Raw genomic sequence first — 25,552 nt, forward strand, 5'->3', positions numbered from 1 at the left:
CCATAATAGCATGAAGAATTCGGCACATTCACTGGTACATTACACCAATAGTGCTTAGATTGTAACCTTTTGGAACAAAAGTGAAGCGCGTTTTCCACCGAAAACACGCTTCATTCATCATTTGCCGCACGTAAGATACCGGGCATATTCGAATGGATGCTGCAAGCATCTTTCCCATGCCTTACGGCCGTAAACTCGGCGCATAATTGATTTTCCAGGCTTAATATTGATTTCAATCAGCCACAGCTTTCCGCTTCGGTCGACCGCCAGATCGATTCCGAGCTCGAACAGCCGGGATTTGTATGATTTTTCTATATAAGGCGGAATATATTCCGCGACCTCGACAATAGAGCTTGCGAGTGCCTTACTGCTGTCCTCGCCGAATTGCTTCTCCAAATACGCTTGAACCTCGTGAGCATGGCCTCCGCTCTTAATATTTGACGTGATGCTGTCGTTCTTGCCTTCGCGTATGGCCATGCCGCTCAACTGCCACTTCCCTTCCCCATTCTTCTGCATTAACGCTCGAATATCGAATACTTGACCTTCCTTGCTGCGTATATCGATCCACTTCTGCATGACATATCTGCCTTGCTGCAAAATCCCTTTAACATAAGTGATCATTCCAGCATACGACAGATTAAGCGCCGCCTTGCCGTTCGTCTGCACTTTGTATGTTCGGTTATTATTATCCGTGAAGCGTATAATTCCCCGACCACCCCAGCCGTTTATCGGCTTTAACATAACGCTTCCATGCTTATGCAGGAAAGCGGCGAATTGGGATGACGACCGCGCCTGCACGGTCGGAAGCAAGTACGGCTTTAAATAGTCGGATGCCTTAAGATGCTTCTGAATCCGACACTTGTTGCCCAGGCCATAGCCCGTAAATTGGAGCGCCGGACACTGCTTCACCTTCGACGCCTTCCACATATCCGCCTCATTGTAAAAACCGATGTCAATGTTGATGCGAGGAAACGCAACCGACTTTCGTACCCAGCTGCCGCCTTGATAAATATACCCGTTTACTCGCTGCCGTTTCATATCGACATCGCTTGGGGTATACATAATAACACCATCAAAATTTTCAGCCTTGGCAGATACGACGTAACGATGAAATCTGCTTGGACGCGATACCCGATGTGTCATGATTCCCAAATAATTGTGCATGCCGTACAGTCACCTGTTCCTTTCGAGATCAGATCGGTTACTACAGCTCATTAAAATTTCTTCATATGATATGTCAATTAATCGTGGCTAGTATAAACGAATGCCTACCCGTATTCATGCCCACGCTAGGTACGCATCGTTCCTTGGCGGAATACGATATACAACGTAGTGTGTGGCGGCCTATTGGACTATGAGGGCAGCTTAGCTTATTAAGCAACGGAGGAGATCCCTGCATATGAAGGCCAAACAAATTCGATATCCCGGCAGAAAATGGTTGAAGCATGAGGCGCTATGGGCTTATCCGAATCTCCGGGAATATTTGCCCGATACGATGCTCTTTAGCCAGCAGGCTTTTATCGATATGATTGAACGGCATAAAGTTGTATTCGTTAAGCCTGATCTGGGAATGCAGGGAAAAGGAATCATGAAGGTGTCCACGATTAGTGAGAAAGGTGGCGGCTACATGATCCGTACCGAGGATAACGCTTACGCCTATCGGCATGTTCATAACGCAGCTAAGAAGCTTGCACAGCTAATCGGACAACAGCGTTATCTCGTACAGCAGGGTATCGATCTCATCCAACTAAAGGGTAAGCCGGTTGACTTTCGGGCGCTTCTTCACATTAAGCCAGACGGAAACTGGCGTTTTTTCGGAGTGATGGGAAAGCTTGCGGCGCCTAATCAAATTGTGACGAATTACAGCAACGGTGGACGCGCGATTCAGCTGCACCAGGCGCTCGGCGTGTCTGTAGACGAAAGCCGCGAATGGGAGCAGCGGATTAAGCAGCTTTCCGACGAAATTGCAGCAGCAATGAAGAAAAGCTTTCCTCGTATTACGGAGCTTGGCTTAGACCTAGCCATTGACCGCAACAAACAGATTTGGCTGCTGGAGGCTAACACGAAGCCGCATTACCGCTTATTCCGTCATCACTCGAATCCTAATCTGTTCGCCAAGATTGCCTCTTCAGCCAAATCGATTCGTTCAGGCGGCGCTTAACCTAGCATGCCGCTGCTTCCCCTTTGAATGGCGCAGCCTCCTAAGGCTGCGCCATCGAAATGAGCAGCAATACTGGTGCAAAATGGGATTGTCCAGTATAATAGCGGTAATTGAAATCGCTATATAAGCAATCGATATATTCGACAGGGGATATAAACGATGTCTATGATAAACTTTGAGCTATATAAAGTATTTTATTTGGCTGCCAAATCCGGAAGCTTGTCGCAAGCAGCCAAGACGTTATTCCTGACACAGCCAAGCGTCAGCCACGCCATCAAGCAGCTTGAAGAGCATATGGGCGTCACATTATTTATACGCAACGCACGCGGCGTCACGTTGACGCAAGAAGGCAGTGTGCTTTACTCGTATATCGAACAAGCCTATACGTTCATCACATTAGCGGAAGAGAAAATGGCGGAGTTCAAAAGCATGGATTCAGGTGAGCTTAGAATCGGCGGCAGCGACTCGTTGTTTAAGCATTACCTGCTGCCTTATCTGGAGACGTTCCATGAGCATTACCCTGGCGTCGGCATCCATCTAACGCACGGCACGACGCCCGAAATTATTAGCTCACTGAAGGAAGGCAGTATCGACCTTGGTGTCGTCCGGCTGCCCATAGTTGATCCTCAGCTCGAGGTGAAGGAAGGCATTCAGCTGCAGGACTGTTTTGTTGCGGGGTCTCGCTTTAACGAGCTGAGAAACCGTACTCTGACGATGGAGCAGCTGACGCAATATCCGATCATTCTATTCTCGCGCAACAGCCGCGCCCGCATGGCCGTAACGGAGCTGTTCCGAGAGCACGGCTGCGAGCTGAAGCCGGAGATCGAGCTCGGAAGCGTTGATCTATTGATTGAATTTGCACGCAAAGGGCTTGGCATTTCGTTCGTCACTCGGGAATTCGTCGCGAAGGAGCTGGAGGAGGGGTCGTTGTTCGAGGTCAAGCTTGATGTGACGCTGCCGCCCTCGAAGGTAGGCATCATGACGCTTCGCCACATTCCGCTATCGATTGCGGCAAAAGCATTTATTGAGCGGATTGAACAGCAGACAGTATCACCGTAATACTAGTGAATCGAACTTAATGGAGCTGTCCGGAGCTCCGTAGACCTCGGCGCAGCTCCTCTAACATCAGGTACATCCCAGCTTATTGCTTATTCCGCTTTACAATACTTCGGACACCGAAGACGGCAATGATTACACACACGACGAGTATAGCGATTCCAGCGGTTGACCTGGCGTCAAGCGAAGCCGATGTGCTTGAAGACAATGACAAATCCGCTGCATCCGCAGCCGTTATCGTCTGAGAAGATGATGCCGAAGCAGCAGACGAGGCAGGCTCAGCATCCGAAGGAGCAGGAGCTTCCGGAATATCAACGACGAACGAATATTTACCTTTCACCGAATGAGTATCTTCACCAATTATCGTCCAATTGACGGTATATTTACCGTTCGGGAGCGGCTGCTCCAATCGTCCCGTCATGCTATCATTGCCGTGCTCGAGGTTAATCGCTAAGCTCTCTCAGGCTTCATTCTGTACATCAATACGGCTATCCTTCTCAATAACTGTATTGAACGTAAGCATAATTTCAGTTAACGGCTCCCTGATGACCTCAGATTTGCCTGGTGATGCCTTATGCAGACTTGAATGTGCATACGTCGTGCTAGCCGCTTGCAAACCTATGAATAAGACGATACACAATGTCATTCCTAGCTTTCTCATCGCTTCCGTCACTCCTTTACACTTACACCTTCCATCATAACATTCCTCTACTCGAAAGCCATGACTCCAATGAGCTATACTCTCGCACCACATGACAGCTATTAACGCCCTCTATTCAACCTTCTCTCTGTTTGAATAATAATTCGCGAGCAACTTATACTCGATATGAAGCAGTACCGGAATGAAAATTGACTGTGTAGAATCAGCAATAACACCGAATAATGCTCCCACAATAAAAACAATCGACAGCTTGGATACGCTTATCCCCTTCGATTGGTCATATTGCAATTGAGCGAAGGCAAATAATAAGGCAGACACAAGAACCGATAACGAAACCTGCACTTCGAACATCTCGATTACGACGAATCCGAACGAAGGATTGAGAACCGGGAGCAGAAGGCCTCTAAAAACCACTTCTTGTAATAAAGGAAACACCACAGCCCCAAAAAATATGTTGGTACTGCCTGTCGGTTGACAATATACAAAGTGAGAAAGAACTGTATTCACCAGCATGATGATCGCCGCTAATATAAAAACGTTCGTATCGACAACCGGAACCTGGAATACATATTGATCTTGAATGAGAATGGCTGTGACAATCGCGCCTAATCCCCAAATGCAGATCGAGGTCGTCTCAATCGATTTCACCCGTTTCGATATACGAGTCAACACGAGCAGCTTCGTAACGATTCGATATGAAAAAGCTATCCCTACCGCTAGTCCAAGCGAGACCATTTCTACCACAGCATCACCCCTCTAATGAATCGTGAAGAGCGTATTTTCAATTTACATGAAAATGGTATGGAATGGTCTCGACTTTTTTAATAAAACACTTAGTAAATTAAACGAATTATACCAATTTAAACATCAAATTGTAATCTTGTATCAGATAAACTATCGATTTATATCGGAATCTATCACCTTATACTCAAAGCTGCTAAAGTCAGCAATCCCACCGATTTCCTCCGTGGAATAGAGAAACAGCCCAATCCGGCAGCCCATAAAATGATCCAGCTTATATATCATTCGATGAGCGGCTCCAAGCTGCTTCCACTGCCCATCTTCTTCATAAAAAAATGTGCATTCGTCTTGATTGGAAACAAAATCGCCATACGCTTTGAGCGTAACCTTAGGGCTGCGAACCGGAATACGCTCGAGCTCTGTACCCGGTTGATCATCAACCAGATTTCCGAATATGGACAGGTCATCGGTCTGCCTTGCGACCATCGCCAAGTAATATTGCCCCGCTTCCCGAGTTAGCGCGATCAGGCCGTATGTGCCAATCAGGAAACATATGCCGGCATAGTCTCCGTCATTCAGTCCGCTGCCGTCGATCGTCACCACCGCTTCGCAGGCCGGCCCCATTGCTCTCTGAGTGAGCGTATTGACGGCAAAGGTCAGATTCGGGCTAATCGTCCCAGACCGAATCCGATACGCGTCAGGCTTGTCCGTTACCGACCAATAAAGATTATTCGGAGTATGATTCCATTGCCATACGTCTTTCAATCGGACATTGCCATTCTCATCCGGCGTATAACGAAATGCGTCGCTATCAACGAGCGGCTTGTACACATATCCCGGTCTAGTACTCGGAATGTCAATCGTGTTCGGCGCTTCCTTCGCAAATACCGGAAACCCGTTCGTAAAGACGAGCGGCACGAGAACCGGAATGCGACCGACCGCACCATGATCCTGAAACAATACCGCATAATATTGCCCATCGGGTGTATCTACGATCCCGCCTTGGGCAACACCAGAATTGAAATATCCCATATCGTCATTAAATACGTCGCCCCCGGCGAACTCACCCTCTAACGAGTCTGCTGCGTAGCAAGCCTGAGTTCGGCGACCGGCAGCTTTGGTCATATGGATGAGAAATACGTAATAGATGCCGTTGATCTTGTACACATGGGCGCCTTCATAACCGAGGTAGCAGTCCTGCCGCTCTCGAACAATGATCCGGTGAAGTCCGCCAGGCTTAGGCCCGGACAAATCCTCCTTCAGCTCTGTAGCGTATATCTCGGTATTGCCATAGATCAGATAGACACGGTCATCGTCATCGAATAGCAAAGAGCAGTCATGGTAAAACCCATCGATATATTGCTTAGTCCAAGGACCATTAATATGGGATGCCGTATAAAGATAAGTTCGACGGGTATCGTTCGCAACAAAACAGACATAAAATTTCCCTTTGTGATAACGAAGGCTTGCCGCCCACATGCCTTGTCCGTAAATATGCCGGCCGCCTTCCAGCCGCTGCGCAGGCGTATTGTCTAGTACATCGTACACATATGTCGCCGTCTCCCAATGAATCAAGTCGTACGAACGCAGAATAACACAGCCCGGCATCATATGCATCGTCGTACTCACCATATAATAAGTATCGTCGACTCGTATAACATCGCAATCAGGATAATCAGCCCAAATGATCGGATTAGCATGCATGTACGGTTCTCCTCCTGCCAGTCGCTCATGATAGAATATTTTATAGATGAAATTATAAAAGAGCGCTGAGCATTTCTCCAGACATTTCCGTCAGATCGCCGGCTGCATCCCCTACGAAGTCCCTCCAATCGACCTTCTAGTATTATGTTGTTATACCGAAATAAAAAAAGTGCCCGCTCATAGCGGACACTGCTTGATCAATATACGAATTCCGAATTAGACGACGTCGTAGCCTTGGTCTTCGATCGCGGCTTTAACAGCATCCAGCGTCAGCTTGCTCTCATCGAATTCAACTGTAACCGACTTGTGGCTCAAATCAACTGCTGCGGAGCCTCCGATCTCTCGGATCGCTTTCTCAATCGCATTCACACAATGCTGGCACGACATGCCGTTAACTTGCAAGGTTACATTTGTCATTGTTCATTCCTCCTATAAATCATAATATACCAATTAAGAAACCTCTACAACGAAAGGTACTGTAATGAGGCGGCCATCTCGTTGGAATTGGCCCCAAATTTTATAATTGCCACGATCCGGGAAGGTCGTTACAAATTTCGCATCTGGCCCAGAGGACTTTTCCTCTAGTGGGTGTACGTGCAAATAGCTGTCAGTATCTTCACTTAAAATGACGACATGCCCTACCGCACCCAAATATGGCTCCAGATCCGTTATCGGCTCCTTCGTAACGGCGTCAGCAAGCTGGAAGTTCAGTTCGAACTCTTCGCCAGGCATAGGATGATCGTTAGCAAGCGTTACCTCAATGCCATCCACCACTTGGGAATGCCCTTGATCTGCCATTAGTGGAAACGGGGCTTGCTCATTCCCCTCGATCTTAACCCATTCGCTTTCCGTTACTTTACTTCCGCCTGAAGGAACAAAATCGGCGATCAGCTTATATTCTCCTCCGGCCGGGAAGGTGTTCGTAATGACGAACTCGCCTTGTCCGACGTATTCAGGATGAATATGGTTGAAATAGGACAAATCCTTGCTCACGACGATCAAATGCAGCAGCTTCTCATGCTCGATGTCCAGCTTATCGATTGGATTGCCAGCACCGTCTTGAAGCTTAATGCGAATCGATGTCGCTTGTCCTGCTTGCGCGCGGTCTACTGTCCATACCGCTTTGGCTGCGGTCTTGCCTGCATCGCTGCTTTCAGTTGCATGTGATTCGGCACCGCTATGCCCGTGATCGCTCGTCACGGCATTCGATTCGGACAGCTCCTGCTTCGATAGGTCAGAGCTAGACTGCTTACCGAAGCTGTACCCGGCCAAAAAGGTAATCACCATTAACACCGTCATCCCGATCAACAGCCGCCTTCTCGCTTGACGTTCCTTTATCCCTCTTACCCGGTCAACGTTCTGCAGCCGAAGAGCATTGAGCACGACGGAGACCGAGCTTAGCGCCATCGCAGCTCCGGCCACCCATGGCTCTAACAAGCCCACCGCGGCAATTGGAATGCCGATAACATTATATCCGAGCGCCCAGAACAGATTTTGCTTAATATTGTGCATCGTCTTCTTGCTCAAGGATATGGCATCCGGAATGCTGTTCAGATCACCGCGCATTAGCGTAACATCCGCAGCTTCCATTGCGACGTCCGCACCTGTACCGATAGCCATCCCGATATTTGCAGTTGCAAGGGCTGGAGCATCGTTAATGCCGTCTCCGACCATCGCCACGATTTCGCCCGACTCTTGAAGCTTCTTCACTTCATTGGCTTTGCCGTCCGGCAGCACCTCCGCTCTTACATTATCGATGCCGACCTGACTTGCAATCGCCTTCGCCGTTCGCTCGTTGTCGCCTGTCAACATGACGACTTCAAGTCCAAGTGTCTTCATTCGCTCAACCGCAGTCTGTGACGTCTCCTTGATCGTATCCGCGACAGCTACCATACCGGCATATTGCCCGTTTACCGCAATAAGCATAGCGGTCTTGCCTTCCGACTCAAGCCGTTCCATCTCCTTAAGCGCCTCGTCGATCCGCACGTTGTACTGCGCCATCAGCTTTCTCGTGCCTACCATGACGTCCTTGCCTTCCACCTCGGCCTTAATGCCATATCCCGGAATAGCTTGAAACGATTCCGCCTGCGGCATGACGATCCCTTTATCTCGAACGCCGGCAACGATTGCCTCTGCGAGCGGATGCTCGGAATTTCTCTCAGCTGCACCAACCCAAGCTAACACTTGTGCCTCCTGTAAGTGCTGCTCAATTTGAACATCGGTTAATTCAGGCTTCCCCTTCGTGACCGTACCCGTTTTATCAAGTACGATCGTCGTTACCCGATGGGTGTTCTCCAAATGCTCGCCGCCTCTGAACAAAATGCCGAGCTCAGCTGCACGACCAGACCCTGCCATAATGGACGTAGGCGTTGCAAGCCCCAATGCGCATGGGCAGGCGATTACCAGCACCGCAATCGCACTCTCTAACGCGGCAGCTACGTCACCCGGCTCTGCAGCGAAGTACCAGAGCAAGAAGGTAAGGACTGCAATGCCGACTACAATTGGAACGAACACACCCGAGATGACATCCGCAATCCGCTGAATCGGAGCCTTGGAGCCTTGAGCTTGTTCGACGACTTTAATAATTTGTGACAGCGCCGTATCTCTGCCGATCTTGGTCGCCTGTACCTTCAGCACGCCATTCTTATTAAGCGTCGCACCAATAACCGCTTCCCCGGCACGCTTCTCGACCGGTATGCTCTCTCCAGTGAGCATAGATTCATCAACTGAGGAGACTCCCTCAACGACTACACCGTCTACCGGCACTTTCTCGCCTGGCTTAATGAGAACGATATCGCTTACCGCAACTTCTTCCACCGGCACGCTCACTTCTTCATCGCCGCGAATGACGGTCGCCGTACGGGCTTGAAGTCCCATTAGCGATTGAATCGCTTCGGATGAACGCCCCTTAGCCAATGTCTCGAACAGCTTTCCAAGCAAAATAAGCGTAATTAATACAGCGCTCGTCTCATAGTACAAAGCCGATGACGTTTCCCAAATGGTCGAATATAAACTGTAGAAATAAGCGGCCGATGTTCCGAGGGCCACAAGTACATCCATATTCGCACTGCCGTTGCGTAATGCCTTATAAGCTCCGATATAAAAACGGGCACCAATAATGAATTGGACCGGCGTTGCGAGCGCGAATTGGAACCATGCTTCCATGAACAGGTCCGGCGACCAGATCCATGACGTGAAAGAGAAATGTCCAACCATCGCCCATAAGAGCGGCAATGTCAGAATGGCAGACAACAGGAGCTGGGCCTGCTGCCTGCGAGTTTCCTTATGCCGATGATCGCCGTCTTGGCCGGATTGTTCTTGCAGCTTCGCTTTGTAGCCTAACTGCTCCACTTTCTTGATGACGTCGGTTGTCGTAATCATTGCCGGATTATATTCTACATGCGCCGTCTCGAGGGCGAAATTGACGGAGGCCTTGACGCCCTCCAGCTTATTAAGACCTTTCTCGATACGCGCTGCGCATGCGGCACAAGTCATGCCGACGATATCTAACTGGATTGTCTCGTTAACCGTACCGTATCCAAGATCGATAATTTTCTGTTCCAAATTCGACAGATTAACCTTGGACGGATCGAATTCAACCGACGCCTGCTCAAGTGCAAAATTAACATTAGCTTGTACAACGCCATCCAGCCTGCTTAAGCCTTTCTCTATCCGGTTAGCGCACGCTGCACACGTCATACCAGTAACTTGCAATGTCGCATGTCGGTTGTTAGTAGCTTGCGTCGAAGTCACGCTGTTCACCTTCTTCTATCCTCTTATGTTTTAAATTGTTACCTTGTTATATACATAATATACTATACCCCCCTACCCTATGTAAATGCTTTTTTCACCATTTTATTAACTCATGCGATTCTCTTTCAAACGAAAAATCGACAGACCGCGCTTCACTTAGGTACATTTTCAACTTTGTAACCAAAGATAAAGAACTGCAAATCATAAAGCTGCATAGCGAAAGACCACAAACCGATTCATCGGTTTGTGGTCTTCAAGCGCTAACAATAACAAGCTCTGATCTATTGGATAAATTGCCACGAATCGAAGGCCAGCAGCTTCCGATTAGATTCACCTCTAAAGACGAAATATAGATGGTGTACGCCTTCGGCTCCCGTTACAGCGGTCGATGCCTCGACCCAACCCTCGCTTTCATTGCTGGATGGAATGCCCAACGTTCCGACTAGCTTGCCTTCAGGACTGTCCAGACGAAGCTCGATGCTGCTGCCCTCGCTTATACTGGATACGGAAGCGACAAAAGATTGCGCGCCTTCACCAAAATCAACATTCGATACGGCTGTCCAATCGCCGTTATCAATATCGGTCACAGCTAGCTTTACATTGGCCGTCTCCATACCTTTCGTTGCAATCGGCTGCACACGGATACCCGCGCTCCATGCCATCGTCTCCGCACGTTGCCGCACATAAGGATTCAGCGGCTTCAATTGCTCGACTCCTTGAAGGTCAGCCATGATCTCTTGAATCGAACCGTCTGGGTTCAACGAAACTTGATTTAAATGGGTGGAACGGTACCCTTTCGGTACGCCCATAGCTTTAGACAGCGTCTGCGCATGATAAGCGATATACCATTGATTCTGGAATTGAAAGATAGCATGATGATTGTTGCCGCCTACTCCGAAGAAGTGTCCTGGATTTTTAAGAATGGTGCCCTGATACTGCCACGGCCCCATCGGACTACTGCTTGTCATATAAGCGATCTCGCCAGCCGGAGGACTGCCTTCCGGACGGATCCCGTCATAGAAATTGGAGCAGTACGTATAGTAATACGTCTTGCCTATCTTGTTAATGCCCGCATCCTCGAACATGTATGGAGCCGGAACGACCTGTGCCTCGCCGACGACACTAATCATATCGTCGCCCAGCTTCATGACGCGTGCTGTGTTCGGCGCGGCCTCCTCTCCTTCTCTCAAGCCCCCGCCAAAATATATATAGGCTTGCCCGTCATCATCAACTAGCACCGCAGGGTCGAACAACCATACGACTCCTTCTACGCCAGGGGTCGTACGCGCCACAAGCGGTTTACCGATCGGGTCGATCCAAGGCCCTGTTGGACTATCACTCGTCAGCACACCAATTCCGCTGGCGTTATTGGCGAAGTAGAGAAAAAACTTATCTTTGCCGTCAATCACTTTATGAGCCGCCGCCGGCGCCCATGATTGCGTTGCCCATTTCGCTGCGCCTTCGGGTCCGGCAGCATTCACAACGCCGTGATTCGTCCAATTGACCAAATCATCGGATGAAATCATATTGATCTTATTAATTTTACTGTACGTATTCTCCTTAACACTTCCATCTTCGTCATAGTCGAGTACATCGTTCGTTGCATATAAATAAACCCGGTTCTTGTACACTAAAGCATAAGGGTCCGCTCCAAATTGATATGCGACAAGCGGATTGCCGTTCGGTGGCGTTTTGCCAATCGCGGGAGAAAATCTATCCCTATTCGTACTCAACTGTTCACTCATTAGCCTCAGCTCCTGTTGTGGTTAGTATGATTTGGTAAATATTCGACTGTTCATCCTTATTCTCCTGCTAGAAGAACAAATACAACAAGACGGCTGCTGCCAGCCGTCTGTCTATTTCTATTAGCTTCTAAGCGCTGATCGGCTCCCACTGAGAAGCCGCTGAAGAATGATGAACATAAAGAGAAGCATGCCAATGACGATTTTGGTCCACCATGAGCTTAACGTTCCTTCGAAGCTAATAATGGTCTGAATAACGCCTTGAATCAATACCCCGAAGAACGTACCGGCAATGTAGCCGACCCCGCCGGTAAGCAGCGTGCCGCCGATGACCACAGCTGCAATGGCGTCCAGCTCCATCCCTATCGCATGCAGCCCGTAACCCGACAGCATATAGAACGTGAATACAACACCGGCAAGTGAAGAGCATAAGCCGCTGAACATATAGATGTTGATCTTGGTCGACTTCACCGCTAGACCCATAAGAAGCGCCGACTGTTCACTGCCGCCCAGCGCGTAAGTATTACGGCCGAAGCTCGTATAGTGAGCGATATACATCCCTGCCGCTACAACTGCAAGTGCGATGATGACGCTAATCGATATAAAAGTTCCCCCGGGAAGGTTAACCTTGGTCTGCGCCATCTTCGTATAGAAGGCGTCATCGATAATAATGGTATTAATGCTGATGACATAACATAACCCTCTTGCCAAGAACATGCCGGCCAGTGTCACAATGAAAGGCTGAATCTTGAAATAGTAAATAATCGCTCCCATTCCCCAGCCGAATACTGCTCCAATCAGCAGCACGAGCGGTATAACGACATATGGAGGCCACCCCTGCTGCAGCAGGCTGGCCGACACCATCGTCGTTAGCGCAATGACCGACCCGACGGATAAATCAATCCCGCCAGATACGATAACGAACGTCATACCGACAGCCACGATGAGCAGGAAGGCATTGTCGATAAGCAAATTGTTAAACACTTGCAGAGAGAAAAATCCCGTGTAACGGAACGACCCGACCGCGAACATAAGTAAGAATAGCGACACGGTTACGACAATTGGAATAAATCTCCGATTAAGCATGCGTTTTGACCTCCTGCTCCGCCGGATAATGACGAGTTCTCCACCGAGCAGCGATTGCTTGACGGAACGAAGCGGATTGAATCAGACATACCACTAGAACGACAATTGCTTTCACGACTAGTGTAATCTCCGGTGGAACGCCGATCATATAGATCGTCGTGGTCAGCGTCTGGATGATCAGGGCGCCAATTAATGTCCCGGTGAGCGAGAAGCGTCCCCCGTTAAGCGAAGTTCCGCCGATGACGACTGCTAGAATCGCATCGAGCTCATACCATAGGCCGGCATTATTGCCGTCAGCGCTGGAAACATTCGAGCTCAATATTAGTCCGGCAATTCCCGCACACAAGCCGCAGAACATATATGCCAGCAGAATAACCGCCCTCGAGCGGATGCCGGCAAGCCGACTTGCTGTCGGCTTGCAGCCGATTGACTCCATATACAGCCCGAGCGCCGTCCGGCGCGTTAATAGTGAAACAATAAGAAACACAGCAGCTACAATGAAGATCGAGAATGGCAGCATGGCAAGTGACCCTGCTCCTAAATAGTTGTATGGCTTGCTGGATACCGTTATGATTTGACCGTCTGCAACCAACTGCGCGATGCCGCGGCCCGCAACCATGAGAATGAGGGTCGCAATGATCGGCTGCATACCGACTACCGATACAAGCAAGCCATTCCACAGCCCCAACAAGATTGCAGCCGCAATCGAGAGGCCGATTGCCATAAGAACTAAGCTCCATGCGCCCTGATCTGAACCGTTACGAATCATTAAGCAGGCGATAGCGCCGGTAATTGCGACAACGGAACCAACCGATAAGTCGATGCCGCCAAGAGCGATCACAAGCGTCATTCCTAATGCAATGATGATGAGCGGCGATCCGAAATTAAGAATATCGATTAAACTTCCGTACAAATTCCCGTTCCGGACGATGATCGAGAAGAAATCGGGAGAATAGACAAAATTAAACAACAGCAGTGCCGCCAATACGACAGTCGGCCAGAACAAATGGTGCTTAACCATCCCGTGATCACCCTCCTGCAATTGCCTTCATAACATTGGACTGACTTAATTCTTCGCCTTGCATCTCTTTCACCTTGTGACGGTCTCGAAGCACGACGACCCGATCGCTCACCCGCAGTACCTCCTCCAACTCAGAGGAAATAAACAGAACGGACATCCCTTCCTCTGCAAGCGTTAGAACGAGCTTCTGAATTTCCGCTTTCGCGCCGATATCGATTCCTCTTGTCGGCTCATCTAAAATAAGCAGCTTTGGACTTGTCAATAGCCACCGGGCTAACAGCACCTTCTGTTGATTGCCTCCGCTTAAGTTTTTAATTAGCTGCTCGGGATTAGGCGGATTAATGTTCAACATCCGGATATACTCATCTGCGATTTCGATCTGTCTCTTCTTGGAGATTGTCCGAAACCATCCCCTCGAGGCTTGAAGAGCCAGAATAATATTTTCACGTACAGTCAAATCGTCAATGATCCCTTCCAGCTTCCGATTCTCCGAGCAAAATGCGATAGCGTGATCGATCGCTTGTCGAGGCGAGTGGATCAACCCCGAACCAGATTCGATTACGATTTCTCCAGAATCGGCCTTGTCCGCTGCGAAGAGGAGTCTGGCAAGCTCCGTACGACCTGAGCCCAACAGACCAGCTAATCCGACAATCTCGCCCTTGCTAATGGCAAGATCCACAGGCTCGATGGAGCCCTTCCTCCCCACCCCCTTCGCCTGCATGAACAGCTCTCTGCTCCTGTGATCCGTAACTGACTTCTTCGGTAACTCCTCCAGCACCCGCAAATCTTTCCCGATCATCTTCGATACCAGCTCTATTCGAGGCAGCTCAGCAGCCATATATTCGCCTATAAATTCTCCGCTGCGGAGAATGGTGATTCGATCAGATATTTCATAGACCTGATCCAAGAAATGCGTCACGAACACAATCGCGAGCCCTTCGTTTTTCAATCTGGACATAACGGAAAACAGCTGGAGAACCTCCCCTCTGTCGAGACTGGAAGTAGGCTCGTCTAGAATAAGCACTTTAGCTGATATGCTAATGGCACGCGCAATCGCAATTAGCTGCTGCACCGCGACCGAATAATGATGCAGCGGTAGCGTAACATCGATCTCAAGATTCATCCTTTTCTTTAAGAGCTCCTCAGCATTGCGATACATTTCTTTCCATACAATTCGACCGAATCTCCTCGGCTCCCGCCCAATATATATATTCTCTGCCACTGATAAATTGGTGCATAAGTTAATCTCTTGATAGACGGTGCTGATTCCAGCCTTCTGAGCATCCATCGGACTTCCAATTCTGATCGGCCTATGCTCCAGCTCGACCGTTCCTTGATCGATCGAATACACGCCGGTTAATACTTTAATCAAAGTAGACTTGCCTGCACCATTCTCTCCCATCAACGCATGAACTTCCCCCGGAAACAAACGGAAGTTAACATTCGTGAGTGCTTTCACTCCAGGAAAATGCTTGCTAATCCCATGCATCTGCAAGACAGGCTTCCGTTCATCCTTTACACTCACCGCTCTTCTCCCCTTCTCGTAATATGCGAAAGCCGTTCCGTGCTATCAGCTGCGCATAGGAACGGCTCATAATAGTGATTAGCGTAATATTCGTGTCTAGTATTGGCGGTTAGGAAGCTCGCGCTTCGCATCCTCCGAAGTGAAGACGCCTTCCTTCGTCACGATACGTTTCGGTACCTCTTTGCCCTCGTATATGTCTCGCACCGCCTGCATCAGCTGAGGCCCAAGTAACGGATTACACTCGACAATAAAATTAATTTTTCCTTCGCTTGCTGCAACGAACCCGTCATGTACACCGTCGACAGAAATAATGATTATATCTTTGCCCGGTACAAGTCCCGCAGCTTCGATTGCTTGAATAGCGCCAAGTGCCATATCGTCGTTGTGCGCATACAGAACATCAATATCTTTATGCGCTTTCAGGAACGATTGCATAACCTCCTTGCCTTTGGCACGCGTAAAGTCTCCCGTTTGTGAAGCGATCACCTTCAAATTCGGATTCTGCACGATAATTTCATTAAAACCGGCCTTACGGTCGTTAGCCGGTGCCGATCCTGTCGTCCCTTCCAGCTCTACGATGTTCACTTGCTCCGTAGCATCCTTGAACGTATCCACCAGCCACTTACCTGCACTACGGCCTTCTTCCACGAAATCAGAGCCGATAAAAGATTGATAGAGTGACGTATCGGCCGTATCGACCGAACGATCCGTCAGAATAACCGGAATGCCGGCGTCCTTCGCTTCTTTCAGCACCGTATCCCAGCCGGATTCGACAACCGGCGAGAAGGCGATGACGTCAACCTTCTGCTGAATGAAGGAACGAATTGCTTTAATTTGGTTTTCCTGCTTCTGCTGCGCATCTGAAAATTTCAGCTCGATTCCTGCTTCCTTCGCCGAATCCTGAATGGACTTCGTATTCGCTGTTCTCCAGCCGCTCTCGGCACCGACCTGTGCAAACCCGAGCACGATTTTGGGCTCTGACACTGCATCGCCTTCTTCCGTCTTCGTCTCCGTCGTAGACGCTGGTGTTGATTCGCCCGCCGGTTCTTGCTTCTTACTGCCGGAGCTGCCGCATGCGACAGTCAGCATCAGCAATACGGCGGATAAGATAACGCCCAGCGTTCTCATTTGGTTTGGTTTCACGTTATTGGCCTCCCTTTTGTCTGTTCACCTTATTGGATCGGTGTGCTTTGATTATATGGGGCGTCTGCGTCTAATCAAATCGAGAATATTCGCTCCATTTTATACTTTTTTATTCATTTCATCTATTTCCTTTAAATCTGTTTGTTTTATTGTCCTTAAGTTGGATTTTCTTGTTTATCGATTGCATTTTCTACCGATCTTAGCCATAATTCAAATTGATTTCATTATGCAAGGAAAGGTTGTTCTATATGATTGTTCTGCGGAAGCTCTCGTCAAGCTTGCGGGCCAAATTAATCGCGATGTTCATTGTATTGACGTGTATACCTCTCATAACCGTCGGGCTCGTCTCATATAAAAAATCGTACAGCACCGTCTTCGCGAACAGCCGCTCATCCAACTTGCTCGCAGCAGAACAGTTAAGCAGAAATATCGACAACCTATTTCAAGACTCAAGCAAGCTTCTGGAGCTCGGTAACGATCCGAATGTACTGCACTATCTGTTCTCGCAAGCAGACAACTACGCTGATGCGATCAGTATATTAGAGACGATGGCATCCTATCGACTTACCTATAAATACGACAGCGTACTTAACATTACAATGACGAATCTATACGGACGCGGCATTAGCGAACGCAAGGGCGTCTTTCAATTAAGCGGCAACCTGCTTCGCAATCCGCATTTTGCTTATCTGCTCCGCCATCCTGACGAAATTCTAACCATTCCATCATCTGGCTGGTCCGTAACAGAGCGGTTAGATGGCTTTCACTATTACAACCACGATCTCATATCAATCATTACGACGGTCAAACAGCGCGTCACACATGAAATCATAGGGTTCATTATCATTGATATCGACGACGCTATTATTAGAAGGAATTTAAGCTTGCCCATTGAAGAAAGCGGTTTCTTTTATATCGCCAATGAAGCTGGTGATCCTATCTATACTCCTACCGACATTACGCTGGCCGCCTCATTGTGGCCGAAGCCCGAGCAAATATCGAAGATGCTCTCCGGAGAAAAGCGTTATGACGTCGATACGTCGCATGGTAAGCCGATCTTCATTTTCGCATCGCCTATCAAATCTACAGGCTGGAGCCTCGTCGGCTATGTCCCGCTTCAAGAAATGATGAAGCAGGCCCATTCGATCCGGCAGTTGATCATCGTTGCTGTAGTACTCAGCATTATATTCGCCATCACTCTTCATTACTTCACAACCAACCGTCTCACCAGACCGATCCATGTGCTGAAGAAGCACATGAAGCTTGCCGCATCCGGCTACCTGGAGGCCAAGGTTACGCCCCGCGGCACAGATGAAATCGCTGATCTAGGCCGAAACTTCAATATAATGTTAAGCAAAATTAAAATGCTTCTGGATCAAAGCATCAAAGAACAGCAGGAAATTAAAAAATCGGAATTTCGAGCGCTGCAGGCGCAAATCAATCCTCATTTCTTATACAACACACTGGATTCCATTATGTGGATGGCTGAAGCCGGCAAGAAAGAGCAGGTCATTTCGCTTGTCGTGTCTCTATCGAAGCTGTTCCGAATCAGCTTAAGCAAAGGTGTAGACTTTATACCGATTGAGCGTGAACTGGAGCATCTGAGCAGTTATTTGACCATCCAACAGATCAGGTACCGTGACATATTAGACTATGAGCTTCATATTGAGGAATCGATCAAGCCATATTTCATCCTTAAGATGACGCTGCAGCCTATCGTCGAGAATGCTCTCTATCATGGCTTGAAGCAGAAACGGACGAAAGGGCTTATTCGCATCCGCGGCTACGCCGAGCAGAACGCCGCATGCTTTGAAATAGAAGATAACGGAATCGGCATGCCAGAGGAGAAACTAACTGAGCTGCGCCAGGCTTTAACAGAGCCTCATCTGCCGCAAGCAGCCAGCTCTGCCGTATCAGGCGGGTTCGGTCTGCACAATGTATATCGAAGAATTCAGCTATACTACGGACAACCATATGGCGTTACAATCGAGAGCACACAATCGGTAGGGACGAAGGTAACGATTCGTATACCACTAAGAAAGGAGTGACCTAGCTTGAAGAAGGTCATGCTTGTCGATGACGAGATTTTATTCCGGGAATCGATTCGGGATTGCATTAACTGGGAAGCGGAAGGATTTCTGTATTGCGGCGATGCTTCCGACGGTGAGATGGCATTGCCGTTAGTCGAGCAGCTCCAGCCGGATATTCTTATCACCGATATTATGATGCCATTCATGAACGGACTTGAACTGTGCAGCATCGTCCGTTCGCAGCTGCCGGATACGAAAATCATTATTCTAAGCGGATACGGCGAGTTCGAATACGCTAGAAGCGCCATTCGTATGGGCGTTGAAGATTATTGTCTCAAACCGGTAAGTCCCGGTGAGCTTATCCGATTGCTCCATGAGGTGAGCCATAAGATTGATCAGGAACGGGATTCCCGGGCGAATATCGAGAAGCTGAAGCAGCAGGACAACCAACGAATGGCATTAACGAAAGAAAAGCTGCTGAGCGATCTATGCAGCGGATTCGTTACCGCTTCGGAGGCTATTCATTGGGGTTCAACACTACAGCTCAACCTGATCGCTCGCTTCTACGTTGTAGTCATCATCAATAGGCGGGATGCCGACGACTCCGGGTTCTCGAATAAGCTGGTGGATCACCCGAATGTACAGAAATGTTTCGAAGCCTATAACCGCCTTAAAGCTAATGGCCAGCTACAGTTTCAGCACAACAAAACGGAGAACGTCTGGATTATTAAAAGTGATACATTAGAACAGCTGAATGAAGAGCTGTCCGAGTTCAAAGTGCTGCAGCAGCTCATTCACGATACGAAGTATTCGAATAACGTCGGTTTATCGGTCGGAATCGGCTCCGTACAGAATCGAATGAACAATGTGCATCTGTCCTTCCTCGATGCAGCAGAAGATATGTATTGGCGCAGATTATCCACGCAAAATCGTCTGTCCCTCTTCGAGACGAACGAAAACATGCCTGATCCGGGCGTTTTCCTAGAGCGCAGCAAGTTCATTGACTTTCTTAAAATTGGCGATCAGACGAAGCTATCTTCATTCATCCAATCACTGTGCGCTCCGCTACATCGTGTAGATTGGAAAGCGTCCCCTATCGGTCGATATATTCTGAACGATGCGACGCTTGAAGCTTTCCGGTCCGCCCAAGATATGTACCGTCACATCGCCAATCCAGAGGATGCGCTGCGCCAGTATCAACAGCAGATCGGGAAAATCAGCTCCATGCAAGAGGCTTGCGACTACTTGATTTCATTAGTCGAGCAATTCTGGAGCTGGCGCTCTCAGCTATATGACAAATACGGTCATCTGCTTCACAAAGTCAAAGAGTATATCCACGCTCAATTCAGCGATCATACTCTTTCCCTACAGAACGTCGCTCAATATGTGAACGTAAGCCCTAGCCATCTGAGTAAAATTTTCAGCCAGGAGACCGGACAGACATTCATCGAGTATTTAACACAGGTCCGCATTCGCAAAGCGATCGAGCTTCTGCTGACCACCCCAGCCAAATCATATGAGATCGCTTATCAGGTCGGCTATAACGACCCCCATTATTTTTCGAGTTTATTCAAACGAGTAACGGGCAAAACAACGACCGAATTCCGTAAGAATGGTACGGTCCATTACCCGAAGACAGAGTCATAAAGGAGCGAAGCCTCTTGGGCAATTATACGAAGCTATTATTTGCTAGTTTATTTGCCGTTGCAATTATCATCATCTACGCAATTAGCCAGTCAGGCTCTCCGTCTGTGCAAGTAACGGACTCGCTTGACGTCTACCCGGATCGGCAGCTCGATGAGAATGACTCCGTACCGAATATGACGCTGGCTATCATCTACCCGTTCGCCAACCCATTCTATGAAATGATCACAACACAGATTGAACAGACGGTACAGTCGCAGTCCATTCACTTGATCGTCAAATCACCTGATGAGCTTAATAGCGATCAACAGATTCGAATGCTAGAATCGATGATCAAACAGAAGGTGGACGGTATTGCCATCAGCCCAATTGATCCCATCGCGCTTGTTCCGCACATTAATAAAGCGGTAGAGCAGGGCATTCCGGTCGTATGCTTCGAAGCGGATGTACCAGGCAGCAAACGGTTGTCATTCATCGGTGCAGACCCGTACCAAGAAGGAATTCTAATGGGAGAAATGATTGATGATCGGCTGAGCGATACCGGCATGATCATGGTTGAAGGCGGGTTAAATGCTTCGCTCCATCAGCAGAGACGACTGGACGGAATGCTTGATTATTTGAAGTCGAATACGACCATTAAAATGATTGAGCTTCGATATCACGAGGGAATGAAAGCTCAAGCGCTCGCCGATTTGGAAGAGATGATCAGCAGCCACCCTCACTTCAACATATTGGTCAATATGGATTTGATATCGACATCAGCAGCCAGTCTCGTGTGGAAGGCTAAAGGGCTAAGCCGAATGTCCGTCGCTTTCGGCATGTCGCCTGATGCGATCGAAGCGCTGCAGAACGGCCAGCTTACCACCATCATTTCAGAGAATGAGTCCAAATGGGGAGAATCGATCGTCACTCAGCTTGTCAACGCAGCTAATGGTATGCCTGTCACCTCATGGCTGGATACGGGATTCCAAGAAGTAACCGTGGGGGATCTGGAGGAGCAACTATAGCGGTACACTCGTTCCGATCTGTAACGAGTAGAACATAGGGGCGTCCACCCGCTCTCACGGCTTTCTGGACAGCCCCGTTACAATCGCCGGACCGTTAGTCGTCCCCTCGATCACAGCAGCTTGCTTATAACGCGTGGAAGGTTGGACAAGGAGCTTTGCTGCTCCACTGCGCCAAGATCGAAAGCAACCTTGGGCATCCCATAGACAACAGAGGATTGCTCATCCTGTCCAATCGTTCTTGCACCTTTGCGCTTCATAGACAACAGCCCTTTGGCTCCGTCATACCCCATTCCGGTCAAAATAATTCCGATCGACTGACTCCCCACCTCTTTGGCCACAGATTCAAACAGCACATCAATCGAAGGACAATGTCGATTCACCTTTTCCCCGCGAAAGCACTCCACCTTGAAGTGATCCCCAGCTTTCTTCACGCGCATATGTTGATCCCCTGGTGCAATCAACACTTTCCCTTTCTCAATCATATCGCCGGTTTGCGCTTCTTTCACATGGAAGGGTAACGACTGATTGAGCCTTTCGGCGAACATTCTCGAGAACATCGGAGGGATGTGCTGAACAATAACGATACCAGGCAAGTCTTGGGGAAGCGATTTCAATAGCGTGTAGATTGTCTCCGTACCGCCAGTTGAAGCCCCTATCGCAATCAATTTCATGGCGGTTGGGTTCTCCCTAACGGTATTCATATGACCTGATGGATGATAGCTGTTCACTAGCTCTGTCGTCTTTTTATCATGATGAACAATTTTCGCTTTAGAAGCGGTCTTAACTTTCTCAATCAATTCTTCAATAAATTTCTCCACATGCGATAGTTGAGCATCCGGCTTCGTGATAAAATCAATCGCTCCAGCATTCATAGCATCAAATACAGTCGAACTAACCGTACTCACCACAATAACAGGCAGCGAATATTGCGGCAGCAGCCTGCGAAGAAATTCGATCCCGGTCATTCTTGGCATATGTACGTCGCAAATCATCACATTCGGATGATATTGCAGAAGCTTATCCCTTGCCTCAAACGGATCACAAGCCGTCGCTACTACATCAATGTCTGGATCTGTCGTAATTCCTCTGGAGATCACTTCACGAAACACCATAGAATCATCGACAACGAGTACTTTAATTTTATTTCTGACGTGCATCAGAGGCTCCTCCAATCATCACTCTTTGCGATAAACAGCCGGCATTACATATTTGAAATAGGTGTCATCTCGAGTGATGGTTTCGGAATGTCCAATAAATAGATAACCGCCGGGCTCTAGGCTATCATAAAATTTGTTAAGCAATCTTTTTCTGGTACTCGCATCGAAATAAATCATTACATTCCTACAGAAAATGACATGAAATTTCTTCTTGAAAGGAAATGGATCCATCAAATTAAAGCGACGAAATATGACCTCATTCTTAATTGGGGCTGCTACCTCATAATGATCAGGCCCTTTCGGTTTAAAGTAGGACATCTTCCACCCTCTTGGAAGCGAGTTAATCGCTTCATCGGTGTATATCCCCTTCACCGCTTGAGCTAGCACTTTGTCGGATATATCGGTAGCCAGCAGCTTCGTATCCCAACCTAACCGCATATTTCCGTAGAAATCATGGATAAGCATCGCTAGAGTATAAGCCTCTTCCCCTGTGGAGCAACCGGCGCTCCAAACCCTTAAATCTCTATCTTTTATACTAGGCACGATCCGCGGTAGAACAATGTTCTTGAGAAATTTGAAATGATCCGCTTCTCTCATAAAAAATGTATGATTGGTTGTCATATGATTAATAAACGTTCTGGCCGCTTCACCATTCTTATCTGCAGCAACATAATTGATATAATCTGTAAAGCTATTCATGTTCAGCTTTTGCAGGACATGACCTAGTCTGCCAACAACCAGCACTTTCTTTTCTGCACTTAAATGAATCCCGAAATTATCCTTAATAAAAACGGCTAATCGTTGAAACTCTTTATCTGATATTTCGACCATCACATACCTCCACAGTAAACGGAAGAGAGAGCCATTTGACTCTCTCCTCGGTTCAAACCTTAATATTTGCCGAATTCATTATCGCTTAGATCGATTTTCGTCTGCTGAACCAATTCTTCTTCCGTGCTAATAGCATGAGATTTCGCTTTCTTATGGGACATCTTCTCGAACAGCTGCAGAAGCTCAGGACTAATGTCTTCAATTGCTTGATAGGAGCCTGCCTGACCCTTTCGTAATTTGAACCTGTTAACCTGCTCTTTCAGCAAATCTGCTTGACTTGACAGCTCTTCACTTGTAGCTGCGCCTTCTTCCAAGGATGCCGAGCTTGACTGCACGACTTGAGAAACTTGCATAATGCCCTGATTAATCTGATTTATTCCAATCGCTTGCTCGTTAGATGCGGTAGCGATATTGTTAACTAGCGTCGCAACCTTAGCTACGTCATCGACAATCTGATGTAGTGCCTCGGCTGTGTCTTTCGCAATTTTCGTGCCACCTTCTGCCTTCTTGATCGATCCCTCAATAAGCTCCGTCGTTTCTTTCGCTGCATTAGCGGATCTTGCCGCAAGATTCCGGACCTCTTCTGCGACGACTGCAAAGCCTTTGCCATGCTGTCCGGCTCTCGCCGCTTCAACAGCAGCATTCAAGGCCAAAATATTCGTTTGGAATGCAATCTCGTCAATAACTTTAATGATTTTGGAAATGTTTTGCGATGCCGTATTAATCTCATCCATAGCGTTCAGCATTTCCTTCATTTGAGTGTTGCCAAGAATCGCATTCTGCTTCGCTGCCTCAGCAAGCTCATTAGCCTCGTTGGAAGAATCCGCATTTTGACGGGTTTGCGAAGCGATCTCTTCAATCGAGGCCGTCAATTGTTGAACGGAGCTGGCTTGCTCGGTCGATCCTTGCGACAAAGTCGTGCTTAGCATTGATATATGCTTGGCACCCGTGGCAACCTGCTCAGATGCAGTCTGAATGTTGCTCATCGTCTCGTTCAAATTAGCGGACATTCTCTTAAAGGCAGATGCCAATCCACCAATTTCATCCTTAGTATCGATATCAATGACGACGTTCAAATCCCCATCGGCAATCTTATTAGCTGATTCAACCAGCTTTCTAACCGGGTTACTAATTGTTCTAGAAATGAAAATGCCAAAACCGATGGATGCTAATACCAAGAGAATTACGATGACGATCATCATTACTGACGTCGAATCCGTTTTAGCCGATAGCTCATTAGATAAATTAGAACCGTTGCTCTTCCTTATATCAAATAACTCCAACATATTGTTATTAGCTTCGGAAGCGGTACTGATACCGTCCGTCATAATCAATTCAATCGCCTTGTCATTCTTACCGTTTAACGAGAGGTCGATGACTTTATCCCGGAGAACGTTATACTGTTCAAGCGACTTTTGTAACGAATCATACTTCTCCTGAGCATTATCCATGGAGATGGTATCATTAAACTTACGGAGATAATCCTGCATCTCGACATCCATTTTTTTGATCTCATCCACGATTCCTTGCTTCTTGTTGTTATCATTGGTTAACAATATAAGAGCAAGCCTAACCCGGATTCCATTGAAATCAATACCAGCCGAACCTAAATCGCCGAGGGACAAACCAAAATTTTTATATAAGTTTTTGTAATCCTTATCTACATCCTTCATATTGACAATACCGAACACGCCCATGCACCCGGCCATCAACGACACTATGACAAAAGCCGAAATGAGCTTAGACGATATTTTCATGTTTCTAATCCAACTCATGCTGTCTGCCTCCAGTTTTTTAATGGTTAAGTAATTGCTCCACTTCATGATCGTTCAGAAGCTTGTCGCAATCTAGTAACAGCTTTACTTCATTCCCTACCTTACCGATGCCCATGACAAAGCGATGACCGCGTTTATATAGATCAGGCGGAGCTACTACCTCGCCCGACGGGATCGCCATTACCTCAGAGACGCTATCAACGATCAGGCCAATGGACAGCTCATTTATATCGATCACGATAATACAGGTTCTATCCATATATTCTCGATACGGTTTATTGAAACGAACCCGCACATCCATCACTGGAATGATCTTGCCGCGCAAATTCACAATCCCACGGACAAAATCAGGCATTTCAGGAACGCTCGTAATTTTCTGCAAGCCGATAATTTCCGTCACATATCGGATCTCAATCCCGTAGCATTCCTCATCCACGATAAACGTCAAATATTTATCCTTCTGCGAGTCTTCATCCATAAGATCAACATTTTCCGAAATGGCTTCAGACATTGTT

The 25,552-nt window shown here is 47.9% G+C and carries 21 protein-coding genes and 1 pseudogene; 5 read left to right on the forward strand and 17 right to left on the reverse strand.

Annotated elements, in window-relative coordinates:
- Positions 1 to 117: 117 nt before the first annotated feature.
- On the reverse strand, positions 118 to 1,164 hold the full coding sequence (locus tag PXY01_RS03285; protein WP_127567238.1) for a YheC/YheD family endospore coat-associated protein: 1,047 nt from the start codon (positions 1,162 to 1,164) through the stop codon (positions 118 to 120).
- Positions 1,165 to 1,399: 235 nt separating this feature from the next.
- On the opposite strand from PXY01_RS03285, the gene PXY01_RS03290 reads away from it, so the two are divergent.
- Together PXY01_RS03290 and PXY01_RS03295 are read left to right on the forward strand one after the other, a co-directional pair.
- Complete coding sequence (locus PXY01_RS03290) at positions 1,400 to 2,161, forward strand: YheC/YheD family protein (RefSeq protein ID WP_127567240.1); 762 nt, start codon at positions 1,400 to 1,402, stop codon at positions 2,159 to 2,161.
- 159 nt (positions 2,162 to 2,320) lie between these two features.
- Positions 2,321 to 3,220, forward strand: a complete 900-nt coding sequence (locus tag PXY01_RS03295) for a LysR family transcriptional regulator (RefSeq protein ID WP_127567242.1) — start codon at positions 2,321 to 2,323, stop codon at positions 3,218 to 3,220.
- Positions 3,221 to 3,302: 82 nt separating this feature from the next.
- On the opposite strand, the gene PXY01_RS03300 is transcribed toward PXY01_RS03295, so the two are convergent.
- From PXY01_RS03300 to PXY01_RS03350, 12 genes and pseudogenes are all read right to left on the reverse strand, one after another.
- Positions 3,303 to 3,638, reverse strand: a complete 336-nt coding sequence (locus tag PXY01_RS03300; protein WP_127567244.1) for a copper resistance protein CopC — start codon at positions 3,636 to 3,638, stop codon at positions 3,303 to 3,305.
- Positions 3,639 to 3,677: 39 nt separating this feature from the next.
- Positions 3,678 to 3,878 (reverse strand): copper resistance CopC family protein, encoded by a 201-nt coding sequence (locus PXY01_RS03305; protein ID WP_127567246.1) that lies wholly within the window; start codon positions 3,876 to 3,878, stop codon positions 3,678 to 3,680.
- A 111-nt stretch (positions 3,879 to 3,989) separates the two neighbouring features.
- The gene (locus tag PXY01_RS03310; protein WP_246027783.1) at positions 3,990 to 4,613 is read right to left on the reverse strand and encodes a CPBP family glutamic-type intramembrane protease; all 624 of its coding nucleotides are present in this window, start codon (positions 4,611 to 4,613) and stop codon (positions 3,990 to 3,992) included.
- Between the two features lie 159 nt (positions 4,614 to 4,772).
- Positions 4,773 to 6,323: a glycoside hydrolase family 43 protein gene (locus tag PXY01_RS03315; protein WP_127567250.1), complete on the reverse strand. Its 1,551-nt coding sequence runs from the start codon at positions 6,321 to 6,323 to the stop codon at positions 4,773 to 4,775.
- A gap of 216 nt (positions 6,324 to 6,539) precedes the next feature.
- Positions 6,540 to 6,740: a copper ion binding protein gene (locus PXY01_RS03320; protein ID WP_127567252.1), complete on the reverse strand. Its 201-nt coding sequence runs from the start codon at positions 6,738 to 6,740 to the stop codon at positions 6,540 to 6,542.
- A gap of 33 nt (positions 6,741 to 6,773) precedes the next feature.
- On the reverse strand, positions 6,774 to 7,622 hold the full coding sequence (locus PXY01_RS23470) for a DUF8832 domain-containing protein (protein WP_174721793.1): 849 nt from the start codon (positions 7,620 to 7,622) through the stop codon (positions 6,774 to 6,776).
- A gap of 54 nt (positions 7,623 to 7,676) precedes the next feature.
- Positions 7,677 to 10,022 (reverse strand): annotated as a pseudogene (locus PXY01_RS03325) (heavy metal translocating P-type ATPase); the annotation flags it as partial.
- Positions 10,023 to 10,357: 335 nt separating this feature from the next.
- Positions 10,358 to 11,821, reverse strand: coding sequence for a glycoside hydrolase family 43 protein (locus PXY01_RS03330; protein WP_127567253.1), 1,464 nt, complete (start codon positions 11,819 to 11,821; stop codon positions 10,358 to 10,360).
- A 120-nt stretch (positions 11,822 to 11,941) separates the two neighbouring features.
- On the reverse strand, positions 11,942 to 12,904 hold the full coding sequence (gene yjfF, locus PXY01_RS03335; RefSeq protein ID WP_127567255.1) for a galactofuranose ABC transporter, permease protein YjfF: 963 nt from the start codon (positions 12,902 to 12,904) through the stop codon (positions 11,942 to 11,944).
- Positions 12,897 to 13,925 carry an ABC transporter permease gene (locus PXY01_RS03340; RefSeq protein WP_127567257.1) on the reverse strand — a complete coding sequence of 343 codons (1,029 nt, stop codon included), beginning with the start codon at positions 13,923 to 13,925 and terminating at the stop codon, positions 12,897 to 12,899. The genes yjfF and PXY01_RS03340 overlap by 8 nt, the downstream gene beginning before the upstream one ends.
- 7 nt (positions 13,926 to 13,932) lie before the next feature.
- Positions 13,933 to 15,450 carry a sugar ABC transporter ATP-binding protein gene (locus tag PXY01_RS03345; protein ID WP_307719360.1) on the reverse strand — a complete coding sequence of 506 codons (1,518 nt, stop codon included), beginning with the start codon at positions 15,448 to 15,450 and terminating at the stop codon, positions 13,933 to 13,935.
- A gap of 96 nt (positions 15,451 to 15,546) precedes the next feature.
- On the reverse strand, positions 15,547 to 16,593 hold the full coding sequence (locus PXY01_RS03350) for an ABC transporter substrate-binding protein (RefSeq protein WP_307719361.1): 1,047 nt from the start codon (positions 16,591 to 16,593) through the stop codon (positions 15,547 to 15,549).
- 248 nt (positions 16,594 to 16,841) lie between these two features.
- Here PXY01_RS03350 and PXY01_RS03355 point away from each other — a divergent pair, with 248 nt between their 5' ends.
- Genes PXY01_RS03355 through PXY01_RS03365 form a run of 3 tightly spaced genes read left to right on the forward strand, consistent with a single transcriptional unit; the run spans position 16,842 to position 21,274 of the window.
- Complete coding sequence (locus PXY01_RS03355; protein WP_127567259.1) at positions 16,842 to 18,641, forward strand: sensor histidine kinase; 1,800 nt, start codon at positions 16,842 to 16,844, stop codon at positions 18,639 to 18,641.
- A 6-nt stretch (positions 18,642 to 18,647) separates the two neighbouring features.
- On the forward strand, positions 18,648 to 20,270 hold the full coding sequence (locus tag PXY01_RS03360; protein WP_127567261.1) for a response regulator transcription factor: 1,623 nt from the start codon (positions 18,648 to 18,650) through the stop codon (positions 20,268 to 20,270).
- Positions 20,271 to 20,284: 14 nt separating this feature from the next.
- On the forward strand, positions 20,285 to 21,274 hold the full coding sequence (locus PXY01_RS03365) for a sugar ABC transporter substrate-binding protein (RefSeq protein WP_127567263.1): 990 nt from the start codon (positions 20,285 to 20,287) through the stop codon (positions 21,272 to 21,274).
- Between the two features lie 110 nt (positions 21,275 to 21,384).
- On the opposite strand, the gene PXY01_RS03370 is transcribed toward PXY01_RS03365, so the two are convergent.
- From PXY01_RS03370 to PXY01_RS03385, 4 genes are read right to left on the reverse strand one after another with little or no spacing between them, the layout of a single operon-like run.
- On the reverse strand, positions 21,385 to 22,431 hold the full coding sequence (locus PXY01_RS03370; RefSeq protein WP_127567265.1) for a protein-glutamate methylesterase/protein-glutamine glutaminase: 1,047 nt from the start codon (positions 22,429 to 22,431) through the stop codon (positions 21,385 to 21,387).
- Between the two features lie 18 nt (positions 22,432 to 22,449).
- Complete coding sequence (locus tag PXY01_RS03375) at positions 22,450 to 23,262, reverse strand: CheR family methyltransferase (protein ID WP_127567267.1); 813 nt, start codon at positions 23,260 to 23,262, stop codon at positions 22,450 to 22,452.
- Positions 23,263 to 23,321: 59 nt separating this feature from the next.
- On the reverse strand, positions 23,322 to 25,037 hold the full coding sequence (locus PXY01_RS03380; protein WP_127567269.1) for a methyl-accepting chemotaxis protein: 1,716 nt from the start codon (positions 25,035 to 25,037) through the stop codon (positions 23,322 to 23,324).
- A gap of 19 nt (positions 25,038 to 25,056) precedes the next feature.
- Positions 25,057 to 25,548, reverse strand: coding sequence for a chemotaxis protein CheW (locus tag PXY01_RS03385; RefSeq protein WP_127567271.1), 492 nt, complete (start codon positions 25,546 to 25,548; stop codon positions 25,057 to 25,059).
- Positions 25,549 to 25,552: the final 4 nt, after the last annotated feature.

Origin of the sequence: Paenibacillus xylaniclasticus, from assembly GCF_004001065.1 — a bacterium.
Classification (GTDB): domain Bacteria; phylum Bacillota; class Bacilli; order Paenibacillales; family Paenibacillaceae; genus Paenibacillus_T; species Paenibacillus_T xylaniclasticus.